This window comes from Mesorhizobium sp. M0848, from assembly GCF_040319805.1.
Lineage (GTDB): Bacteria > Pseudomonadota > Alphaproteobacteria > Rhizobiales > Rhizobiaceae > Mesorhizobium.
On sequence record NZ_JAMYOM010000027.1, the window covers coordinates 97,887 to 111,040 of the forward strand.

General features: G+C 62.0%; 11 protein-coding genes, 1 tRNA gene and 1 pseudogene. 7 read left to right on the top strand and 6 right to left on the bottom strand.

Annotated features, from left to right (window positions below):
• Positions 1–130 precede the first annotated feature (130 nt).
• Positions 131–637, top strand: coding sequence for a hypothetical protein (locus tag NKH95_RS27065; protein ID WP_352728611.1), 507 nt, complete (start codon positions 131–133; stop codon positions 635–637).
• 130 nt (positions 638–767) lie between these two features.
• On the opposite strand, the gene NKH95_RS27070 is transcribed toward NKH95_RS27065, so the two are convergent.
• Both NKH95_RS27070 and NKH95_RS27075 read right to left on the bottom strand, forming a co-directional pair.
• A tRNA-Val gene (locus tag NKH95_RS27070) sits at positions 768–842 on the bottom strand.
• A 139-nt stretch (positions 843–981) separates the two neighbouring features.
• The gene (locus tag NKH95_RS27075; protein ID WP_127369243.1) at positions 982–1,665 is read right to left on the bottom strand and encodes a phosphoglycolate phosphatase; all 684 of its coding nucleotides are present in this window, start codon (positions 1,663–1,665) and stop codon (positions 982–984) included.
• Between the two features lie 320 nt (positions 1,666–1,985).
• Here NKH95_RS27075 and rpiA point away from each other — a divergent pair, with 320 nt between their 5' ends.
• The 3 genes from rpiA (at position 1,986) to gor (ending at position 4,813) form a co-directional block, all read left to right on the top strand.
• Entirely contained in the window at positions 1,986–2,717 is a 732-nt protein-coding gene (rpiA, locus tag NKH95_RS27080) for a ribose-5-phosphate isomerase RpiA (RefSeq protein WP_352893800.1), read from the top strand.
• Positions 2,704–3,306, top strand: coding sequence for a DUF2059 domain-containing protein (locus tag NKH95_RS27085; RefSeq protein ID WP_352442439.1), 603 nt, complete (start codon positions 2,704–2,706; stop codon positions 3,304–3,306). The genes rpiA and NKH95_RS27085 overlap by 14 nt, the downstream gene beginning before the upstream one ends.
• 115 nt (positions 3,307–3,421) lie before the next feature.
• A complete protein-coding gene (gor, locus tag NKH95_RS27090) occupies positions 3,422–4,813 on the top strand; it encodes a glutathione-disulfide reductase (protein WP_352893801.1) in 1,392 nt (463 codons plus the stop codon).
• Between the two features lie 223 nt (positions 4,814–5,036).
• Here gor and mgtE read toward each other — a convergent pair whose 3' ends face one another.
• Together mgtE and NKH95_RS27100 are read right to left on the bottom strand one after the other, a co-directional pair.
• Positions 5,037–6,401, bottom strand: coding sequence for a magnesium transporter (gene mgtE / locus NKH95_RS27095; protein ID WP_352893803.1), 1,365 nt, complete (start codon positions 6,399–6,401; stop codon positions 5,037–5,039).
• A gap of 273 nt (positions 6,402–6,674) precedes the next feature.
• Positions 6,675–8,573 carry an ABC transporter ATP-binding protein/permease gene (locus NKH95_RS27100; protein ID WP_352893805.1) on the bottom strand — a complete coding sequence of 633 codons (1,899 nt, stop codon included), beginning with the start codon at positions 8,571–8,573 and terminating at the stop codon, positions 6,675–6,677.
• 599 nt (positions 8,574–9,172) lie between these two features.
• Between NKH95_RS27100 and NKH95_RS27105 the strand changes: the two genes are divergently transcribed.
• Together NKH95_RS27105 and NKH95_RS27110 are read left to right on the top strand one after the other, a co-directional pair.
• Positions 9,173–9,610, top strand: a complete 438-nt coding sequence (locus NKH95_RS27105; RefSeq protein WP_023811876.1) for a hypothetical protein — start codon at positions 9,173–9,175, stop codon at positions 9,608–9,610.
• A pseudogene (locus tag NKH95_RS27110) lies at positions 9,562–9,669 on the top strand (hypothetical protein); the annotation flags it as partial. The gene NKH95_RS27105 and the pseudogene NKH95_RS27110, both read left to right, overlap by 49 nt.
• Here NKH95_RS27110 and NKH95_RS27115 read toward each other — a convergent pair.
• Together NKH95_RS27115 and NKH95_RS27120 are read right to left on the bottom strand one after the other, a co-directional pair.
• The gene (locus tag NKH95_RS27115) at positions 9,648–10,328 is read right to left on the bottom strand and encodes a DsbA family oxidoreductase (RefSeq protein WP_023811877.1); all 681 of its coding nucleotides are present in this window, start codon (positions 10,326–10,328) and stop codon (positions 9,648–9,650) included. The pseudogene NKH95_RS27110 and the gene NKH95_RS27115 sit on opposite strands and share 22 nt — an antisense overlap.
• Before the next feature lie 17 nt (positions 10,329–10,345).
• Positions 10,346–12,166, bottom strand: coding sequence for an extracellular solute-binding protein (locus NKH95_RS27120; protein ID WP_352893807.1), 1,821 nt, complete (start codon positions 12,164–12,166; stop codon positions 10,346–10,348).
• 232 nt (positions 12,167–12,398) lie between these two features.
• Here NKH95_RS27120 and NKH95_RS27125 point away from each other — a divergent pair, with 232 nt between their 5' ends.
• On the top strand, positions 12,399–13,028 hold the full coding sequence (locus tag NKH95_RS27125) for an invasion associated locus B family protein (protein WP_013531658.1): 630 nt from the start codon (positions 12,399–12,401) through the stop codon (positions 13,026–13,028).
• Positions 13,029–13,154 lie beyond the last annotated feature (126 nt).

Genomic DNA, 13,154 nt, shown 5'->3' on the forward strand with positions numbered 1-13,154 from the left:
CGCTATCCCCGACAGCAACCCGCCCAAAGTGGGTGCGGCAGTGGAGAACCTGGGAGCGCCTCTGCTTTTCCGGCTAGATTCTGCGCTAGCCCGAAGTAATGTGCCGATGGGTTTATCGGCGGGGTTCTAGGTGGCACTCAGAAGTGTGAAGCGGCCTCCCAAAGAAGGGAAGAAGCCTTTCGACCGCGCCACCGCAATCGCCGTCGTCGCTTTGATTGTGAGCATCAGCCAATGGATTCTGCCACCGATCTCTGGATGGTATTTTTCCCCGCGCCTGATAATCAGCAAAAAATATCAGGGCGATACGGACGCCATGTTCTTCATATTCAATGCGGGTGGTGGAACCGCGCGAAACATCGAAGTGCTCTTCACTTCGCCCGACTTTGTTGACTACGACGTAACCCCAGACGTGGGAGCCACGTTCACCCTCACACCGCCTATATACCTCCGCCTGTCGTATCCCCACATCGACGCAGGACAACTGCTGTTCGTTCACATTGGTCATAAGAGCCTCGATTTATACCGAGCGCTGAAGCTGGATGTCGCAGGGCCGTCTATCTACCTATTCAGATCGGAGGATGGGGCCGGTGTGGTTGACGCAAGCCCCCCTCCGCCTCTGCCGCCACCTCCGCCCTAAAAAGCCGTGCGCAGATAAGGCCGCCCTTAAGCCAAACTGCCGCAATCGCGCACGATTTCGTTTACGCGCCAGTAACATTCTTGATGAAAGTGAGTAGGGCCAAATCATCCAACCATTTCGAGAGATTGGATGGTGGGCGATGCAGGGATTGAACCTGCGACCCCACCCGTGTGAAGGGTGTGCTCTCCCGCTGAGCTAATCGCCCGCTCGTTGCCCGAAGGCCAAGCGAGCCGCGATATAAGGGAGGCGGGTGCGGGAAGTCAAGGCAGTGTCCAGTGTTCTGACGAGGATCGGATTTGCTGCCCTCACAGCCCTGTCTCGGACCGACGCCGGCCGCCTTCCGGTCAGTTTCCGGCAGCGGCAATCAGCCTTTGCGCCAGGTCGAGCGTCAGCGCGTCGAAATGCGAGATCACCGCCGAGGGTTCGAACTCGCGCACATGGCGGTCGGTGTAGCCGAAATCGACTGCCACCACCGGAATGCCGGCGGCTTTCGCCGTGTCGATATCGGTTTGCGAATCGCCGACCATCAGCGCGCGGTGCGGGTCGCCGCCGGCCAGCTTGATGGTCTCGATCAGATGGCGCGGGTCGGGCTTGCGGAAGGCGAACGTGTCCTGGCCGGCGATCGCGGCGAAATGTTTGGTCAGGCCGAGCGCCTCGATCAGCGCCAGCGAGTTGGCTTCGTATTTGTTGGTGCAGATGGCGAGGATATAGCCGGCCTCCTCGAAGCGCGCGATCGCCTCGACGACACCGGGGTAGGGGCGCGACTTGCCGGGGATGTTGAGCGTGTAGTGGTCGAGGAAAAGTTTCAGCAACCGGTCGTGCTCCTCGACGGCAAGCGATCGCTGATGGGCGGCGTGCGCCCGCTCGATCATCACCCGGCCGCCGTGGCCGACGAAACGCCTGAAGCCGGCTTCGTCGACCGCCGCGATCTCGCTGGCGGCAAGGCTGTGGTTCAGGCTGTCGAGCAGGTCCGGCGCTGTGTCGATCAGCGTACCGTCGAGGTCGAACACGATGATCGGTCGGGTCATGGTCTGTCCTGGGCAGGTGTGCAATGGGCAGGCGATAGCGGCTGCGGCGCGTCAAGGCAAGCGCGGGGCCAGTTCGTTCAGGCGGGCCTGCCCATCGGGCCGGGCATTCGCGGCGGGCCGTCCTATATGAAAAAACCCGCCTCGACGGCGAGCTGTTGGCACAAATCAGCACCATGGACAAAAATGTAGCATAGCTGCCCTCACCGGTCAAGGAAATAATTCCTACACAGGCATCACCTGGAGAAGCGCCGTCCAGGGCTTTGACCGGACCGGCAAAAATGCTACGAGCCCGGCAGCGAATTTCCGGGGCAATTACCGACATGGATGCAAGGCAATTGAAGGTCGAAGCCGCGCGCGCCGCACTTGCCCATGTGGGCGACGGCATGCGGCTCGGCATCGGCACCGGCACCACGGCCGAAGAGTTCGTGCGGCTGCTTGCCGAAAAGGTCGCCACCGGCATGACCATCATCGGCGTGCCGACTTCGGAGCGCACCGCGTTGCTCTGCCGCGAGCTTGGCGTGCCGCTGTCGACGCTGGAGGAAACGCCAGAGCTCGATCTCACCGTCGACGGCGCCGACGAAGTCGACCCGGAACTGACCTTGGTCAAGGGCGGCGGCGGCGCGCTGCTGCGCGAGAAGATCGTCGCCGCGGCGTCCCAGCGCATGATCGTCATCGCCGACCGCTCCAAGATGGTCGAGACGCTCGGCCGTTTTCCGCTGCCGATCGAGGTCAATCCGTTCGGCCTGCGCGCCACTGAAATTGCGGTTGCCGCAGCGGCTGAAAAGCTCGGTCTTTCCGGGCCGGTCACATTGAGGATGACGGGGGGGCAGGCTTTTGTTACAGACGGCGGCCATTTTATCCTCGATGCATCTTTTGGCCGCATTCCGGATACAAGAGCGCTTTCGAATGCTCTCCACGCCATTCCAGGCGTGGTCGAGCATGGTCTTTTCATCGGGCTGGCTTCAGCGGCCATCATCGCCGGCGGCGACGGTATCCAAACCGTCCATGCCGCCCGAAAACCAGGGAGTTCTACCGATCATGACGTTGCATAACCGGGTTCGCAGCCTTTCCGTCCTTCTGGCGGCGTCGGCCGTTTTCGCCTTCTCTTCGCCGGCGTTTTCGCAGGATGTCACGGATTCGCACCTGAAGGCCGCCCGCGCGGCGGTCGCTGCGATCCACGCGACCGACCCGTTCGACAACATTCTGCCGCAGGCAGCCGCGGCGCTCGAATCGCAGCTGATCCAGAAGAACCCGGACATGCAGGAACTGATCGGCAAGACGATCAGCGAGAAGGCGCTGGCGCTGGCCTCGCGCCGCGCCGACCTCGAGAAGGAAGCCGCACTCGCCTACGCGAAAGTGTTCTCCGAAAAGGAACTGGCCGACATCGCCGCCTTCTACAATTCCGATTCGGGCAAGAAGCTGCTCGATAGCGGCCCGACGGTGACCCGCGAACTGGTCAAGGCAGCCGACATCTGGCAGAACGGCCTCGGCCGCGATCTCGCCCAGCAGGTCGGCGAAACGCTGGCCGCAGCCGCCAAGGCAAAGGCGCAGGCAGCACCTGCCGCGCCCGCCGACGGAGCCGCCGCTCCGGCCGATGGCGCAGCGCCCGCCGATGGCGCGGCCCCCGCGGACAACAACTGACCCGCATTTCAAATGGCCTTGCGGCCTCCCGCGAAAGCCCGGCCTGTCCGGGCTTTTCTTTTGACGGATTGCGGCCTACCTGTCTGACACATTTCTGAAGCTTGGGAGCCGCGTCATGGCCGGTTACGACTACGATCTTTTCGTCATCGGCGGCGGTTCAGGAGGGGTCAGGGCGGCGCGTGTCGCCGCGGCTCTCGGCAAGCGTGTCGGCATCGCCGAGGAATACCGCTATGGCGGCACCTGCGTCATCCGCGGCTGCGTGCCGAAAAAGCTCTATGTCTATGCCTCGCAATTTCCCGAGCATTTTGCCGACGCCGCCGGCTATGGCTGGACGGTGCCGGAAGCCAGTTTCGACTGGCAGACGCTGGTCGCCAACAAGGATCGCGAGATCAGCCGGCTGGAGGCGATCTACGTCAGGAACGTCGAAGGCGCCGGGGGCGAGACCTTCCACTCGCGCGCCATGATCGTCGACCCACATGTCGTGCATCTGCTGGGTGAGGATCGCACCGTCACAGCAGACCAGATCCTGATTGCCACCGGCGGCCGACCCGCGGCGCATCCGGCGCTACCCGGCCATGAACATTGCATCTTTTCCAACGAGGCTTTCGACCTCAAGGAATTGCCCAAGGCGATCATGATCGAGGGCGGCGGCTACATCGCCGTCGAGTTCGCCAACATTTTTCACGGTCTCGGCGTCGACACCACGCTGGTCTATCGCGGCAAGGAGATCCTCAGCCGGTTCGACATGGACCTGCGGCGGATGCTGCACGAGACGATGGAAAAGAAGGGGATAAGGATCCTCTGCCATTCCGTGTCCGAATGGATCCGCAAGCGGCCGGACGGCCGGCTCGACGCGCTCGTCAGCGGCGGCGAGGTGCTGACCGTCGACCAGGTGATGCTGGCCATCGGCCGCATTCCCAACACCGAGAATATGGGCCTGGAAGGCATCGGACTGGAGATGACCAAGACCGGCGCCATCGCCGTCGACCAATATTCCCGCACCAATATCGACAGCATCTGGGCGATCGGCGACGTCACCAACCGCGTGCAACTGACGCCGGTGGCGATCCACGAGGCGATGTGTTTTATTGAAACCGCCTTCAAGGGAAATCCAACCGCGCCCGATCACGAGACGATCGCGACCGCCGTCTTTTCACAGCCGGAGATCGGCACTGTCGGCGTGTCGGAGGACGACGCCGTCAAACGCTTCCCCGACATCGAGATCTACCGCGCGACATTCCGGCCGATGCGGCACACGCTGTCCGGGCGGGATGAGAAGATGCTGATAAAGCTGGTGGTCGACGGCGCGTCGAAGAAAGTGCTTGGCGCCCACATATTGGGGCCGGACGCCGGCGAGATGGCGCAGCTTCTCGGCATCCCGCTGAAGGCCGGCCTGACCAAGGACGATTTCGACCGCACAATGGCCGTGCATCCGACAGCGGCGGAAGAACTGGTCACCATGTACAAGCCGACCTACCGCGTGAAGGACGGCGTGCGGGTCGATTGACGGCAAGCGCCGAGGGCGGTCGCATATCAGGACGTCATGCTTGCGCCCTACGAATACCACCTCCCCACAAGGGGGAGGGAGAGGTGCCGATCTTGGCAAATCGCTTGCGTTTCAGCTTCAAAGAGCGCGCGCGGCAGCATTCCCTCCCCCTTGTGGGGAGGGTTAGGGTGGGGGTCCTCTTCGCAAGAATCCTTATGCCACCGTCTCGGTCCAATTCTGGCCGCTACAGCAGCGTGCCGCGCAGGATCACCAGCGCTACCGAAAAGTAGATCACCAGCCCGGTGACATCGACCAGCGTGGCGACGAACGGGGCCGATGCGCTGGCAGGGTCGAAGCCGATACGTTTCAAGGCGAACGGCAGCATCGACCCCGACAGCGAACCGAAGGTGACGATGCCGACCAGTGCAGCACCCACCGTCGTGGCGATCAGCGGCCAGTGCGGGCCATAGTCGTAGAAGCCCATATATTGCCACAGCGCAATGCGGCAGACGCCGACCACGCCGAGCATGGCGCCCAGCACGAGACCGGTGGGCAGCTCGCGCAGCGCCACCCGCCACCAGTCGCCAAGACCGATCTCGCGCAGCGCCAGCGCGCGGATGACCAGCGAGGTCGCCTGCGAGCCGGAATTGCCGCCGGAGCTCATGATCAGCGGGATGAACAGCGTCAGCACGATCGCCTTCTCCAGCTCGCCCTCATAGCTCTGCATCGCGTTGGCCGTCAGCATCTCCGAGATGAACAGCGCGCACAGCCAGCCGCCGCGTTTCTTGATCATGGCGAGGAAGCTCATCTTCATGTACGGCTCGTCCAGCGCCTCCATGCCGCCGAAACGGTGCGCGTCCTCGGTCGTCTCCGCGATCATCGTGTCGATGATGTCGTCGATGGTGACGATGCCGAGGATCTTGCCATGGTCGACGACCGGAACGGCGAGCAGATCGTATTTGGAGATCGTCTGCGCCAGGGTTTCGCGATCGGTCAGCGGTCCGACCGTCACCGGAAGATGATCCGGCGCCACCGTCATGATCGAATCGTCGGGCTCCCCGGTGATCAGCCGGCGCAGGCCGGTCGAGCGCACGAGCAGGTGCGTCTGCGGATCGACGATATAGATCGCGTACACGGTTTCGCGCGTCCGCTCCACCTTGCGGATGTAGTCGAGCGTTTGCCCGACGGTCCAGTCCGAGGGCACGCTGACGAACTCCGTGGTCATGATCGATGCGGCGCTGCCTTCGGGATAGCCGAGGATGGAGAGCAGCGTTGCGCGCAGCGGCGGCGCAAGCCCGCCAAGCAGCTCGGATCGGGCCGGCTCTTCCAGCTCGCGCAGGATGTCGGCGGCACGGTCGACCGACATGGCGGTGAGCAGCTTGCCCGCCTTGGCGCGCGGCAGCGCCTCCATGAGCTCGGACGCGCCGTCGAGTTCCGGCTGGTCGAAGATCCCGACCAGACGCTCGAACGTCACTTCACAAAGCAGTTCCGTCGCGGTCTCTCGAGGCTCCCTGTTCAGGGCCTCGACAATGTCGGCGACGTGATCGTTGGCTAGGATACGGGCAATCGCGACGGCCTCGTCGCTGGCTACGGCGGTAAATTCGTTCATGGCTCACTCCTTGCCGTCCGGCAGGACATGAACCATGTGAGGTCACGTCAGGGCGGACGGCTGTTGCGTTCGACTGTGACTGTCGCCAGGCATGGCGCGGTGACCTTTCCGCTTGCGGGTTCGCGTTTTTACTATCTGCAAGCGGGCGCAACATAGGAGCGGGCCTTGCCGTGTCAATCGCGGTGAGGAGGGAAAATGCCGACGAGCGGCCGAGATCGCGAGACTGTGATTGCCGGCCGCCGTTCGACCAGGCAGACCGGGGTGGATTAACCGTTATTTCTGCTTCAGCCGGCGCGAGAAGCGCAGCCATTTGTCTTCGACCGGCCTTGGGACCGGCCTTGGCTGCACCAGAATGGTGGTGAGCTCGACGGGCAAGGTCGGAACCAGCGGCTTCTTGGTGGCGACGCCGTCGGCGATCGCGACGATGCTATGATAGAATTCGCTGCCCGTCATCGATCTTGGCGCAACCGCCTCGTGCATGACGCTGATCACCGTGACATCGGGGCAGTTGTCCTTGATGGCCTGGTGGAAGGCTACCTTGCCGTCGGGGTCGAGCGCGCCGGTCGCCTCGTCGAGGAACAGCAGCCCCGGCTGCTGCAGCACGATGCGGGCCACCACCAGCTTCTGTTTCTGGCCGCCCGACAGCACCTGGTCCCAGCTTTTGCCTTCGCGGCTTTCGTCAGCCATGTGCTCGATAAAGTCGCCGAGCCCCGCCTTGTGCAGCGCCGACGCGACCTGCGCGTCGCCATGGTCGCGCTCGGAGCCCGGAAGGCAGACCAGTTGCTTCAGCCTAACCTGCTGCAGCTTGACCTCCTGGGCGGCATAGAAACTCTTGACGCCCTCGGGGAAGACAATGGTGCCGCGGCCATAGGGCCACAGGCCGTTGATCGCCTTGATCAGCGAAGTCTTGCCGCAGCCGGACTCGCCCTTCAGGAAAGTCCATTCGCCGCGCCGGAAGCGCAGATTGGCGGCGCTGAGGAAGGGCGTCGCATCCTCGCCTTGATGCGCCAGTTCGAGCTTCTGGATGGTCAGGCCAAAAACCGGGTTCTGGCTGGTGTAGTGGAAATCGGAGCGGCCGGTCTGGCTGTAGAATTCCTGCGGATGCTGGACATTCTCGATCGCCTGCGCCAATTCGATGACGCGCTGGCTGTTGGCGCGCAACGTTGCGATGTTCGGCATGACGTGGATGAACCAGGAGCATTGACTGATCAGCGAATTGACCAGCTCGGAGCCGGTTATGTAGCCCTTGAGATCGAAACCGTTGTGGATGAACGGCACCAGGCCAGGTCCATAGGCGACAATGCGGGCGCCAATGAAATTATAGATCAGCTCGAACGAATTGTAGCCTGTGTTGACGATATTCAGCCGCGCCCAAGTGCGGTCGATGTCGACATAAAGTCGATTGTGCATCGTCTTCTGCACATCCTCGCCTTGCGAGGCCGCGACATGGAAGCTGCGACGCAGGAAAGTGGTCAACTCGCCGCGATAGCTGCCTTCGGATTGCTGCATCCTGACGTTGAGCCGTTCCAGCAGACGACCCAGTTTGACCGCGATCCAAGTGTTCAGCGGCACGTAGGTGGCGACCGCCAGGAAAGCCAAAACCGCGCTGCCGTAGCTGCCGAGAAATTCCAGCCCTTTCACTTCCGCTGAGTTTTCAAGCAATTTCTGGCCGACGAAATAAAGCGATGTGGCAACACCCAGGACGCCCATGGCGAGGCCGATGGCTCCGCCGGTCATGTCCTTGATCGATTCCTGGACGCGCTGATCGATGTTGTCGGGAGCGGCATTGCCGGACGAACCATGCTGGGCGTGGAAATGCGTATGATTGGTGTCGAGCAGCGCTTCGTTGAAGCGGCTGTCCAGCCAGCCGCGCCATTTGCGGTGCAATGTCGCTGACACGAGGCTGCGGATGCCGGTGAAGCCGGCGTCCTTGAGCACGACCAGCAACACCAGGACGCCGGCATTGACCAGCAGCGAGCGAAGCGGCGTGGTGTTGGCGGCGTCATGGAAGAAGGCGATCGAGTTGACCAGTTCGCCGGAGGCTTCGGCGAACCAAACACCGGCCTTGCTGGACAGCGCCGTGAGCAGTGCGATCACCAGCGTCAGCGTCCAGGCTTCCTTCCAGCGGTCGGAAACCCAGTAGGCCCGCATTAGGCCCCAGAAGCTGCGCATCGACGACACCGGCGTCAGAAGCGATCGCCCTGCGGCATCGCGAGGTATTTTTTCCGGTACTGACTCTTGCGATGGTCTACCGACCCGAATCACGATCCCGCCCAAACCTTTTTTCTTTTGTTACGGATGGTAACACCAATTGATCATTTTCCATTAATTTAAAACCGGGCCGACCGGATTGCGCCGGCAGCCGTGGCCGTGAGGCAACAGATTACATGCTGAAATATAGCGATAACGATAGGCAAAAATCCGAATATTGCTTTTGATTTCAAATGCCTGATACATAGGGGTGTGACGTTAGCGCGGCTTCCCTTAGGGAAGGTTTTCACACGGTTTTGTGAACTCAAAATCGTCCGGACCGAGCGCTTTTCTCGAAGCAGGTTGACCCGAACACCCGAAAATTCGCCGTTCGCGACCTCGCCGGGCGTGCCGTTGTCGTCCTTGCCGGAGGCAGGAGGTGACCGGAGAATCGGCCGAGCGGCGCTTCCTTGTCGGATCGGCTGAGGGACTGCGTTTGACAATTCATCCGCTTGGGATTGAACCTTGCCTGGCATCGTCGACACTCATGCATGTTCGGTTCTCCAACAAGGAAGCTCCCAATGCTTGCACGCGCGGCCGCAATCCTGTCCCTCTTCGCCTGGCTGCCCCTCGTACCTTTGGCGCATGCCGGCCAGCAGAGCATCCCGGCCAGCGCCGAAGGCCAGATCGAGTTCAACACGCCGTCCGGCAACATCGGCTGCATCTACACGCCCAAAGGCGGCACCGGCACCTATGAACCAAGGGATGGTGGCCCGGAGCTGAGCTGCTCGCGCGTCGAGCCAAGCTACGTCACGATTATCCTGGGTCCGAAGGGGCCAGCCACGCTGATCAAGAACCCAGGCGAGCAGGGCTGCTGCAGCGATGTCGACAAGCTTGGCTACGGCAACAGCTGGAGCGCCGGGCCGTTTTCGTGCCAGTCGTCAAGCAAGGGACTGTCCTGCACGGCCACGAACGGCCATGGATTTTTCATCAGCAAGGCCAAGGCGACGGTGAAGTAACGCTTGCTGCTGTCGCGGAGAGGAGAGGGCGGTCGGCTCAGCCGGCCTTTTCCAGTTCGCCGCGCGCCTTGGCGGCCGCCACCTGGCGAATGGCATCGGCCAGCGTGTCGGCATCCTGCGCGCCCATGACCGCGTATTTGTCCTCGAGCAGGAAGCACGGTACACCAGAAATGCCCATGCGCGACGCGGTGGCGATCTCCGTGCGCACCGCCTCGACATCGGCCTCGGTCGGCAAAAGCGTGGCGACCACGGACGCATCCATGCCGGCCTCGCGCGCCGCCTCGACCAGCACGGCATGATCGCCAATGTTGGCGCCTTCCTCGAAATTCAACTGGAACAGCCGGCGCACAAGCCTGTTCTGAATGGCTTCGCCGGCGGCACCTGCCCAGCGGATCAGCCGGTGCGCATCCAGCGTGTTCGGCGCCACCTTGATGGCGTCGAAGGCGAACGAGATGCCTTCGATTTCGCCCAGCGGCTCGATGCGGGCGTGAATCTCGCGGATGCGCTCGTCGCTGCCGAATTTTGCCAGCATGTATTCGCGGCGGTCCTTGCCATCAGACGGAATGGTTGGATCGAGCTGGAACGGCCGCCAGCGGACATGCACGTCGACATCGCCGACGGCGGCAATCGCCCTGTCGAGCCGCTTCTGGCCGATGAAGCACCAGGGGCAGACGACATCGGACACCACATCGACGGTGATGGCGCTCAATTCGCTCATCTCGACCTCCTGATCCCTCAGTTGGGCTTGCGCCACCATGTTGGCAGTTGATACCCGAATATGGGCGTCTTTTGCGGATGTTCCAGGTAGTTCCAGTAGGCGATCCATTGCTGCGTGTTGTACTGCATCGGCACCATGTAGTTGCCGGAGATCAGCAGCCGGTCGAGAACGCGAACTGCGGCAACATAATCCTCCTTGGAGCGGGCGCGCAGCATCGCCTCGATCGCCGCGTCCACAGCCGGATCGGCGACGCCGGCGAGATTGAACGAGCCTTCCGTCCTGGCCGCGGCCGAACTCCAGCGCCCGCTCTGCTCGATGCCGGGCGACAACGAATTGTTGAAGCCGCTCGATCCGATCAGGACCTCGAAGTCGAAGCGCTGCTTGCGCGACTGGATCTGATCGCCGTCGAGGCTGCGAATGGTGAGATCGATGCCGATCTTCTCCAGCGTGCGCTGGTAGATGCCGGCAAGGCGCTCCTCGTCCTGCGACGCGGTCAGGATTTCGAAGCTGAAGGGTTTGCCTTCGGGATCGAGCATCGTTCCATTCTGCACGTGGTAGCCGACACTTTTCAAAAGATCGAAGGCTGCCTTCAGCACGCGGCGGTCCTGGCCCGATCCGTCGGTCACCGGCGGCCGCCATGTACCGTCCATGACATCGGCCGGCACGCGGCCGGGGTAGGGCGCCAGAAGCGCTTTCTCCTTGTCGTCCGCTGGATGGCCGAGCGCGGAAAGCTCGGAGTTTTGCCAATAGCTCATTGTCCGCGCGTACTTGCCGCCGAACAGGTTCTTGTTGGCCCATTCGAAGTCATAAAGCATGCCGAGCGCGCGCCGCACGACCGGGTTGGCGAATTTCGGCAACCGCGTGTTGAACAGGAAACCAGTCACCACGGGCGGAATGCCGGTGTCGAAGGTCTGCGCGACCACATCGCCCTTGTGGAAGGCCGGAAAATCGAGATCGCGCTCGCGCTTCACCGGATCGCTATCGTCGTCGATGGCGCAAAGGCCTTTCTTGAACGCTTCGAGCTTGGCGTTAGCGTTGAGGAAATACTCGATAGTGATCTGGTCGTAATTGTCGAAACCGCGCTTGGCCGGGACGTCCTTGCCCCAGTAATCCGGGTTGCGCTTGAACACGATGCGCTGGCCGGGCTGCACCTGCGCGATCGTATAGGGGCCACTGCCGATCACCGGCTTGAGCGTCGTCCTGTCGAAAGTCTCCTTGTCGAAGGCATGCTTCGGGATGATTGGGGTCAGCGCGATGATCAGCGGGAATTCGCAATCGGCCTTGTCGTTGAAGGTGAAGCGCACGCTGTGATCGCCGGTCTTTTCGAGCTTGGCGACCCTGGCCATGCGGTCGCTGTAGGGCGGTCGCCCTTTCTCGGTGTAGACATCGTAGCTGAACAGCACATCTTCCGGCGTCACTGGCTGGCCGTCCGACCATTTGGCCTTCGGGTTAAGATGGAATTCGATGCTCTTGCGCTCCGGGTCCATGTCGGCGCTGTCGGCCAACAAACCGTAAAGCGTGAAAGCCTCGTCGGCATTGCGCTGCATCAACGGCTCGAAGACCAGATTGCCGAAGATCGTGTCCATCATGCCGCGCGCCGTCGTGCGCAGGCTCTTGAGGATGAAAGGGTTGAGGTTGTCGAAGCTGCCGACGACGCAATACGTGATCGAGCCACCCTTCGGCGCATCGGGATTGACGTAATCGAAATGCGTATAGCCGGGCGGCAGCGCCGGCTCGCCCTGCATGGCGATAGCGTGCTTCGGCTCCGATGCGGCCGGCTGATGCGAAAGGGCGAGAAACGATATCCCGGTGATCAGCCAAACAACAACGCGGCCCATGACCGTCTCCTTACTGGGTCGGCTTGATGATTCGGTGTGCACCCTAGCATGGGGCGGCTGCGCGCCGGCCAACCGCGCGTTCAACAATTGCTGACGCCGGGCTGGATTCGCCCTCGCTTGCAGTGTAACACGCCCTCCGAAGTCATTCTGTTGCCTCATTTCGGCAACAGGTAGCTGGACCACACGGCACGAAGAAGCCGGTCCCGGGATCATTTGAGAGGAAGTGCACGACATGACGAGCCTGAACAGCAACGCGTACCGCCTGTCGGTCATGGCCGCTGGCGTGGTCGGCTTTCTCGGCGCAGGACTTCCCGCTGCTTCCGCACAGCAGCAACAGCAGATTCCGCAAGGCTGGTTCAAGGCCTGCACCAAGCAGGAAGACGTCGACATCTGCAATGTCCAGAACATCACCACCGCCGGCAACGGCCAGCTGGTCACCGGCGTCAGCCTGATCGAGCTGAAGGGTAAGGTGAACCGCAAGGTGTTCCAGGTGACGGTGCCGACCGGCCGTCTGGTGCCTCCCGGCATCGGCCTGCAGATCGACACCGGCAAGGCGCAGAAGCTCGATTATGTGATCTGCTTCCCGGATCGTTGCGTGGCCGAAGTGCCGCTGACCGATCAGCTCGTCGCGGCATTCAAGAAAGGCCAGGCGATCACGCTGACTTCCGTCAATTTCCAGAACCAGCCCAATCCGATCAAGATCGCCCTGCAGGGCTTCAGCGGCGCGTATGACGGCCCGGCGCTGCAGCAGTCGGACATCGAGGACCGGCAGAAGAAGCTTCAGGACTTCGTCGCCAAGAACAACCAGGATTTCGCCAAGAAGCTCAAGGAAGAGCAGGACAAGGCGAAGACCGCCAACTGATCGGCCGATATCGTCCGGCCAGCAAAAAAGCGGGGTCATGCCCTAATGCAGTTCACTTAGGCACCTTCAGTGTTCTGACAGGATATTTGGCTGGTAGCTTTTTGACGACACGGGGGCATGATCGCC

Coding starts and splice junctions, on each gene's coding strand:
- NKH95_RS27085 (WP_352442439.1), top strand. CDS start 2,704: ATGACGTTGCATAACCGGGTTCGCAGCCTTTCCGTCCTTCTGGCGGCG.
- NKH95_RS27125 (WP_013531658.1), top strand. CDS start 12,399: ATGACGAGCCTGAACAGCAACGCGTACCGCCTGTCGGTCATGGCCGCT.
- NKH95_RS27075 (WP_127369243.1), bottom strand. CDS start 1,665: ATGACCCGACCGATCATCGTGTTCGACCTCGACGGTACGCTGATCGAC.
- NKH95_RS27105 (WP_023811876.1), top strand. CDS start 9,173: ATGCTTGCACGCGCGGCCGCAATCCTGTCCCTCTTCGCCTGGCTGCCC.
- gor (WP_352893801.1), top strand. CDS start 3,422: ATGGCCGGTTACGACTACGATCTTTTCGTCATCGGCGGCGGTTCAGGA.
- NKH95_RS27115 (WP_023811877.1), bottom strand. CDS start 10,328: ATGAGCGAATTGAGCGCCATCACCGTCGATGTGGTGTCCGATGTCGTC.
- rpiA (WP_352893800.1), top strand. CDS start 1,986: ATGGATGCAAGGCAATTGAAGGTCGAAGCCGCGCGCGCCGCACTTGCC.
- mgtE (WP_352893803.1), bottom strand. CDS start 6,401: ATGAACGAATTTACCGCCGTAGCCAGCGACGAGGCCGTCGCGATTGCC.
- NKH95_RS27100 (WP_352893805.1), bottom strand. CDS start 8,573: ATGCGCAGCTTCTGGGGCCTAATGCGGGCCTACTGGGTTTCCGACCGC.
- NKH95_RS27120 (WP_352893807.1), bottom strand. CDS start 12,166: ATGGGCCGCGTTGTTGTTTGGCTGATCACCGGGATATCGTTTCTCGCC.